Annotated in this window: 7 protein-coding genes and 1 pseudogene; 4 read left to right on the top strand and 4 right to left on the bottom strand. The window is 56.8% G+C overall.

What is annotated here, in order from left to right; genetic code table 11:
• Positions 1-888 (bottom strand): annotated as a pseudogene (locus tag AAAB35_RS23800) (glutamate synthase subunit alpha); the annotation flags it as partial.
• Between the two features lie 430 nt (positions 889-1,318).
• Between AAAB35_RS23800 and AAAB35_RS23805 the strand changes: the two are divergent.
• Positions 1,319-2,368, top strand: coding sequence for a low specificity L-threonine aldolase (locus AAAB35_RS23805; RefSeq protein ID WP_340670764.1), 1,050 nt, complete (start codon positions 1,319-1,321; stop codon positions 2,366-2,368).
• Positions 2,369-2,417: 49 nt separating this feature from the next.
• On the opposite strand, the gene AAAB35_RS23810 is transcribed toward AAAB35_RS23805, so the two are convergent.
• A complete protein-coding gene (locus tag AAAB35_RS23810; RefSeq protein ID WP_340670765.1) occupies positions 2,418-2,888 on the bottom strand; it encodes an Hsp20 family protein in 471 nt (156 codons plus the stop codon).
• 295 nt (positions 2,889-3,183) lie between these two features.
• Here AAAB35_RS23810 and AAAB35_RS23815 point away from each other — a divergent pair, with 295 nt between their 5' ends.
• Both AAAB35_RS23815 and AAAB35_RS23820 read left to right on the top strand, forming a co-directional pair.
• Positions 3,184-3,606: a hypothetical protein gene (locus AAAB35_RS23815; protein ID WP_340670766.1), complete on the top strand. Its 423-nt coding sequence runs from the start codon at positions 3,184-3,186 to the stop codon at positions 3,604-3,606.
• 175 nt (positions 3,607-3,781) lie between these two features.
• Complete coding sequence (locus AAAB35_RS23820; RefSeq protein WP_340670767.1) at positions 3,782-4,753, top strand: alpha/beta hydrolase; 972 nt, start codon at positions 3,782-3,784, stop codon at positions 4,751-4,753.
• A 14-nt stretch (positions 4,754-4,767) separates the two neighbouring features.
• Here AAAB35_RS23820 and hisN read toward each other — a convergent pair whose 3' ends face one another.
• Positions 4,768-5,541 (bottom strand): histidinol-phosphatase, encoded by a 774-nt coding sequence (gene hisN / locus AAAB35_RS23825; RefSeq protein WP_340670769.1) that lies wholly within the window; start codon positions 5,539-5,541, stop codon positions 4,768-4,770.
• A 248-nt stretch (positions 5,542-5,789) separates the two neighbouring features.
• Entirely contained in the window at positions 5,790-6,680 is an 891-nt protein-coding gene (locus AAAB35_RS23830; RefSeq protein WP_340670771.1) for an N-formylglutamate amidohydrolase, read from the bottom strand.
• A gap of 277 nt (positions 6,681-6,957) precedes the next feature.
• On the opposite strand from AAAB35_RS23830, the gene AAAB35_RS23835 reads away from it, so the two are divergent.
• Entirely contained in the window at positions 6,958-7,320 is a 363-nt protein-coding gene (locus AAAB35_RS23835; protein WP_027229490.1) for a response regulator, read from the top strand.
• Positions 7,321-7,448: the final 128 nt, after the last annotated feature.

Here is a 7,448-nt window from a genome sequence, read left to right on the forward strand (position 1 = left end):
TGCCGCCATCCAGTTTACGTTGCCGCGCAACGTGTTGATCTCGCCATTATGCGCAACCATGCGATAGGGATGCGCCAGCTTCCAGGAGGGGAAGGTGTTCGTCGAAAACCGCTGGTGGACCAGGGCGAGCGCGCTTTCGAAGCGCGGGTCCTTCAGGTCCTTGTAATACGCGCCCACCTGATAGGCGAGGAACATGCCCTTATAGACGATCGTCCGCGCCGACATGGAAACGACGTAAAAGTCGCTCTCCTTGCCGCCGTTCTCCTGATAGATACGGTTCGAAATCACTTTGCGCAGGACAAAGAGCCGGCCTTCGAAATCCTCGTTGGTTTCGATGTTGGGATTGCGGCCGATGAAGACCTGCCTGTGGAACGGCTCGGTTGCGGCGATATGCGGCGCTTTCGACAGTGACGCATTGTCGACCGGAACATCCCGGAAGCCGATGAGCGACTGGCCTTCCGAAGCGATCACTTCCGAAATTACGGTTTCGATGTGCGCCCGTTCCTCCGCATCCTGCGGCATGAACAGGTAACCAACCGCATAATGATTGACCGGCGGCAATTCGACGCCTTTTTCCGCCCATTCGGCACGGAAAAAAGCATCAGGGATCTGGACAAGCATGCCCGCGCCGTCACCCATAAGCGGATCTGCGCCGACCGCACCGCGGTGGGTGAGGTTTTCGAGCATGAACAGACCGTCTTCGATGATCTTGTGCGACTTGACGCCCTTCATGTGCGCGACAAAGCCGACGCCGCAGGCGTCATGTTCGTTACGTGGATCATAGAGACCCTGTTTGGCCGGAATGCCTGACGATTTATTGGTTTTGACCGCACGATTCTGTACGGCCTGAGCAAGTTCAGTCGTTACAGATGGCGTCAAATCCGTCATCGTCAATTCCTCCAATTCAGCCCGTCGCGGGCGGTCATTATCTCATGGGACGGAATAACATAATTCCAGCCCCGCTTGGTGCGGCATATCTTCCGGTTATAGGCTGCGCTTCACCATTATAGGGACGGAAGCAAAATTGCCTACCATCCCGCTCTCGGCTCGCGCAAATAGGACAGCATTGCTGTCTTATTGTGGTATGCCAGAATTAACGCCATCACACAAGATGGAAAAGTAAAAAATATCAGCATTCCACGAAATATCATTGCGCAAAACACCATGAAAGTATCGCGATAGTTTCGATATAGGTGATTTCCGCCAAAAAGCCATGGAAAAACAGCTAGTTCCTCCGCCTGCTCGTGGAGGCGTGGCTTTTCACTCATTCCGGAAAGGGATATGCCTGCCACGTCAGATCGAGATCCGGGATAGATTCATGCATTTTGCTTCCGATAACTGGGCTGGTGCCCACCCCAAAATTGCCGAAAGCTTGCTCAACAGCGCCGGCGGCTTTGCCCAAGCTTACGGCACGAGTACGCTGGACAAGGCGGTGGAACGGACCTTCTGCGAAATCTTCGATCGCGATGTCGCGGTTTTCTTTGTCGCAACGGGCACGGCGGCCAATTCACTGGCGCTGGCAAGCTTTGCCAAGCCCGGCGGCGTGATTTTCGCGCATCGAGAAGCGCACCTTATCGGCGACGAAGCCGGCGCTCCCGAATTCATCAGCGGCGGCGGGCGCCTTCGACCGGTTGATGGTCCGATTGGGCGCATGGACGTCGAGACGCTCAAATCCGCGATCGGTACGGTGACACCGGGGAACGTATTCGCGGGCCAGGCCATGGGTGTCTCGATCACCCAGGCAACAGAGATCGGAACCATCTACGAACTCAGCGATATTGCCGCGATTTCGACGCTTTGCCGTGAACATGATCTGCCGCTGCACATGGACGGCGCGCGCTTTGCCAATGCGCTTGTATCGCTTGAATGCTCGCCAGCGGAGATGACGTGGCGGCAGGGCGTCGATGTCGTCTCGTTCGGCGGCACGAAGAATGGGTGCTGGTGCGCCGAGGCTTTGGTATTCATGGATCCGGCACGAGCGGAGGGATTCCCTTTCCTGCGCAAGCGCGTCGCGCAGCATTTTTCGAAATCCCGTTTCATCGCTACCCAGTTTGAGGCCTATTTCGCCGGCGGACTATGGTTGGAACTTGCTACCCATGCCAATGCTATGGCCGCGCGGCTTGCAGATCACATTCGGGCGTCAAAGGCCCTGCGCCTCGCCTGGGAGCCCCGTGCAAACGAAGTCTTTCCCCTGATGGCGAAAGAGACGGCGGCAAGACTCCGAGAGAACGGCGCCATTTTCCATGACTGGCGTGCACCCCATTGGGAAAGACACGTTGCGGAAGAAGGCGAATCGCTGGTTCGGCTCGTAACGAGCTTTGCGACCACGCTAGAGGAAGTTGACCGCTTCGGCGATCTCATAACATGAAAAAAGCGGCGCTTGCGCGCCGCTTCCTTCGTTTCAACCTGCCAAATGCTTAGTTGGCGGCCTTTGCTTCGATCTGCTTTGCTTCCTTGTCCGACAGGGAAGTAACGGCAATCTTGCGCGGCTTCATCTCTTCCGGGATTTCGCGCTTGAGATCGATGTGCAGCAGGCCGTTTTTCAGGCTGGCACCACTGACCTCCACGAAATCGGCAAGGTGGAAGCGACGCTCGAAAGCACGCGAGGCAATGCCGCGATAAAGCGTTTCGGCATTTTCGTCGGCCTTCTCTGCAGTCTTTTCGCCGGTCACCTTGAGCTGGTTACGATGAGCCTCGATCTGGATTTCGTCCTCCGAGAACCCGGCAACGGCCATGGTGATACGGTAAGCGTTTTCGCCGGTCCGCTCGATATTGTAGGGCGGATAGGTCTGGGCGCCTTCTGGCTGAGCCAGCGAATCAAGAATGGTGAAAAGCCGGTCAAAGCCGACGGTTGAACGGTAAAGGGGTGAAAAATCAACGTGACGCATGTTTGAGCCCTCCTTTAGAGCGACGATGTTTGCGTGACTTGGTTCGAAATGGAGCTCCCGCATTGGCAAGCTCTCTTGAACCAGTGACCCCGTTATGGCGGTCACAAGGTCTATTTGGTAAGGCAATTTCCCGATTTCAAGTGCGAAGCCCGACCCAGAAAGGCCGGCAACGGCGGGGCGATCAGTGCCTGTGGATGAACGTAATATGAACATCTTCTTCGGAATACGTTCAGCTCGATGCCCGTATACCTACACTCAATCTGGCATTCGATCCGACACGACAAAGGACATCAAAATGAAAAAAACCGTTCTTGCGCTCACCTCTGCGGCGCTTCTGATCACCGGCTTCTCGGCCTCGGCGTTGGCCGATAGCCGTTATTATGGAAATAGCGCGCCGGCGATCTACGTGGACGACGAATATGCTGCCGATGGCTATCAGGTGCAGGACCGCCGCTATTATGATGGTTACCGCGATGATCGTCGCTATCGCTTTGGCTCGCGCGACGTCGCCCGCATGCTCGAAAGGCGCGGCTACAGGGTTCGCGACGTCAACTTCGAACGTGGCCGATATTTCGCCCGCACCTCGCGCCGCGGCGAGCCTGTCCTCGTCGTCGTCTCCCGTGACGGTGATATTCTCGAAACCCGCCGCATGGGCCGCGATCGCTATGACGACCGCCGCCAGAGTGGCTTTAGCATCGAGATAAACCCGGCTTACTAGTCCAACCAAGCCGAGATCGTTGCGGGCGTAACGTCCCTTCCACCCGCAACGTATTGACCGGAAGCTCCCAGGCAGAGTTTCCGGTCATTCTTTTTGAAATGCCGAGGTTTGACCTTTGCACTGGGGCATCCTATCACAGGGTTACTCAAATCATCGCATCGAGCGGGCAAACGACGTGGACCAGCCAACTCAAATGATCCGGCCGCTTGTCGAAACCGCCGCCAACCCCATACCGATAGGCACGCGTGTCGAAGCACTTGATCTCGGCAAGGGCAAAATGCTGCGTTATGCGATCACGCCCGCCGCCAGCCATCCGGCCCACGGCACCGTTATCGTCCTGCATGGCCGCAATGAGTGCATCGAAAAATACTTCGAGACGATCCGCGACCTCGCTTCGCGTGGCTTTACGGTGGCAACATTCGATTGGCGCGGGCAAGGTGCGTCAAGCCGATACCTGCGCAACGCTGCCAAAGGCTTTGTCAAGAGTTTCGATGACTACGCGGCCGATTTCGAACTCCTGTTCCAATCGGTGCTCCTGCCCGATTGCCGCGGTCCCTATTATATTCTCGCCCACTCGGCGGGCGCATTGACAGCCCTCGTCACGGCTCCGGCCCTTTCGAACAGAATTCGCCGTATGGTTCTGCTTGCTCCCCTCCTCGACATCAATTCCAGCCGAACCAGAAAGATGTCGGCGCGGATCATCGCCAATACGCTGCGCTCAACCGGACTGGGCGGCACATATATGCTCGGCGGCCCGCATGTTTTGCGACCGTTTGCCGCCAACGAAGTTACATCGGACAGTGCTCGCTACGATCGCAATTGCGGAGTTCTTGATCTGGCACCCGAACTTGCCATCGGCGGCCCGACCGCCAGTTGGATCGTTGCTGCCGCAAGGGCAATAAAACGGGTCACCAAACCCGAATATATTGATACTATCCGGATCCCCACGCTCATTGTTGCGGCTGGTGCCGACAGCGTGGTTTCAACGCCGGCGATCGAGCGGTTCGCTGTACAGATGCGCAACACGACACTCCTCACCGTCGACGGCGCCCGTCACGAGATCCTGCAGGAGAAGGATTTCTACCGCGAACAGTTCTTCGCTGCCTTCGACGCCTTCATTCCAGGCACCGGCGGCGACGAGGGGTAGAGCCATCCTCGCTTCTAGGCCTGCAACAGCGCCATGGCCTGTGCATGGAGTTCCAGGGTTGCGGCGGCGACAACGCTGCCTGCGTTCTCGGCCGGACCGCCATCCCAGGTCGTGACCACGCCGCCGGCTTTTTCGATGATCGGTATGAGCGCAACAATATCATAAGGATGCAAGCCGGTTTCGATGACGAGGTCGACGAAACCTGCAGCCAGCATGGCGTACGCATAGCAGTCGGTGCCGTAGCGAGCGAGCTTCACGCGCCGTTCGACGCTGTCATAGGCTGTACGCTCTTCGCCCTTGAACAGCGCCGGCGTCGTCGTGAACAGCGTTGCATCGGCAAGGTCGCGCGTCTTGCGCGTCGTGAGCCGCCGTGTTCCGCCAGGTCCTTCATACCAGGATGCCTCGCCATCACACAGGAACAGCTCATTGGTAAACGGCTGCGCCATCACGCCCGCAACTGCATCACCATCCACGGTAAGTCCCGCCAGAGTGCCCCAGACCGGGATGCCCGAGATGAAGGCACGCGTGCCGTCTATCGGGTCGATAACCCAAATATGCGAATGGTCGAGGTTCTCGCTTCCGAATTCTTCGCCAAGGATTCCGTGGTCGGGGTATACCTCGTTGATGAGAACGCGAATCGCTCTTTCCGCTTCGCGGTCAGCCTCGGTGACCGGGTCAAAACCCGACTCAAATTTGTTGTCGATGAGCGAAATATTGCGGAATCGCGGCAAGGTTTGCTCGGCGGCTACGGAAGCAATCTGCTTCAAAAAGGAAAGTTCTACGACCAAAATGGCTCCTCGCGATTAAAACATTCTCATTCGACTGCACTGCGAATAAAAATGTTGCACACTTTTTAAGCAGTCACGACTTGTGCACAAAAACATACACAAACTTCTTGACATTTGTGCGACGCAACATAGAGTTGTGTGTGAACGGGGCGACCTGTTCTGCCCTCCTTGGGCGTTTCCTCCCTAGACTTGGACCGCGCTTCATGCGCGGTCTTTTTTATTGGCCGGGCGGATTTGCAGCAAGTTACCTACTCCGCCGCAAGTGGCGGGTCGAGGAAATAGAAGTCGGGCAACGAGACGAGATCGACAAGGAACCGGGCGATGTCGCGCTGGAGTTGATCGAACCCGGACTTCTTCTCGTAGTTTTGTTCATTGAGATAAAGGCCGCGATTGACCTCGATCTGCAGCGCGTGGAACCGCTTTAGCGGGCTGCCATAGTGTTCTGTGATATAGCCGCCTGCATAGGGCTTGTTATGCGCAACGAGGTAGCCCATCTCGCGCAAGAGATGGATGGCGGAATTTGCGAGTTCCGGCGCACAGCTCGTCCCGAACCGGTCACCGATAATGAAATCGGGGCGCATGCCGCTTTCCGGAAAGCGGATGCCCGTCGGCATCGAATGACAATCGACCAGGACGCCATAGCCAAAGCGCTGTCGCGTGGCGGAAAGGAGCGTGCCGAGCTTGGTATGGTAGGGCTTGTAGATCGTATTGATGCGGTCGAGCGCTTCGCTTAGCGGCAACTTCTGCGCATAAATCTCCTGCCCCTCGCCGACGAGGCGCGGCACGGTGCCCAGTCCTCCTGCGACACGCGCCGAACTTCCGTTGGCATAGGAGGGAAGCGGTTCCATAAACATCTTGGCATCGAGTTCGTAAGGCTCGCGATTGACGTCTAGATAGGCGCGGGGGAAGTGCGCCAGCATCAAGGGTGCGCCGAGCGGCACAGCAGAGGAAAAAAGCTGGTCGACGAAACAGTCCTCCGAACGGCGGATCGTTTGCGGATCAAGCTGCGATTGTTCGAGGAACGCGCGCGGGTAGAAGCGCCCGCTGTGGGGGGAATTGAAGACGAAAGGTATGCGCTGATCGGATGGTTGCCGGAGTTCGAACGGCTGTATATCGGTAAAATCGCGCTCGACGGTCATCTTCTGCTTCAAGGTTTCGCTGCAAGGCGGCGGGGCTGGTTTCCTGTACTGTAGTGCAAGTTTCCACGATAGGGAATTGATGAACGGCCTTAGCCGGTCAACTTTCTGGAGGCTTGCGGATCGTTGCTGATCGCGCGCGGAACGCCTCGACTTTTGCCCCGTTCGCCCTTATTTCTAGCAAATCATTCACGCGATCTTTACCAAAAAAGCGTTTTGTAAAGAGTAGTACGACGCGGGGTTTGGGGATGATCCGGCGCTAGAGAATTCGGACGGACTTATGAAGAGAATCCTTCTTGCAGAAGATGATAATGATATGCGGCGCTTTCTCGTCAAGGCGCTGGAGAAGGCTGGCTATCATGTCACGCATTTCGACAATGGGGCAAGCGCCTATGATCGATTGCGCGAGGAGCCGTTTTCGCTGCTTTTGACCGACATCGTCATGCCGGAAATGGACGGTATTGAACTGGCGCGGCGGGCCTCCGAGATCGACCCCGACCTGAAGATCATGTTCATCACCGGCTTTGCGGCTGTGGCGCTGAACTCCGATTCGAAGGCGCCCAAGGATGCCAAGGTGCTGTCCAAGCCATTCCATCTGCGCGATCTCGTCAACGAAATCGAAAAGATGCTGGTCGCAGCCTGACAGGCTGCGACATTATTTCGTTCGGGCAAAGAAAGCCTGATAAGTTCTTCTCACAGCTATTGACGGGGCGGATTCAATGTGGTGTATGCGCCCCGTCAGATGGGCGTGTAGCTCAGCGGGAGAGCACT

It is taken from the genome of Phyllobacterium sp. (assembly GCF_037994425.1).
Lineage (GTDB): Bacteria > Pseudomonadota > Alphaproteobacteria > Rhizobiales > Rhizobiaceae > Phyllobacterium.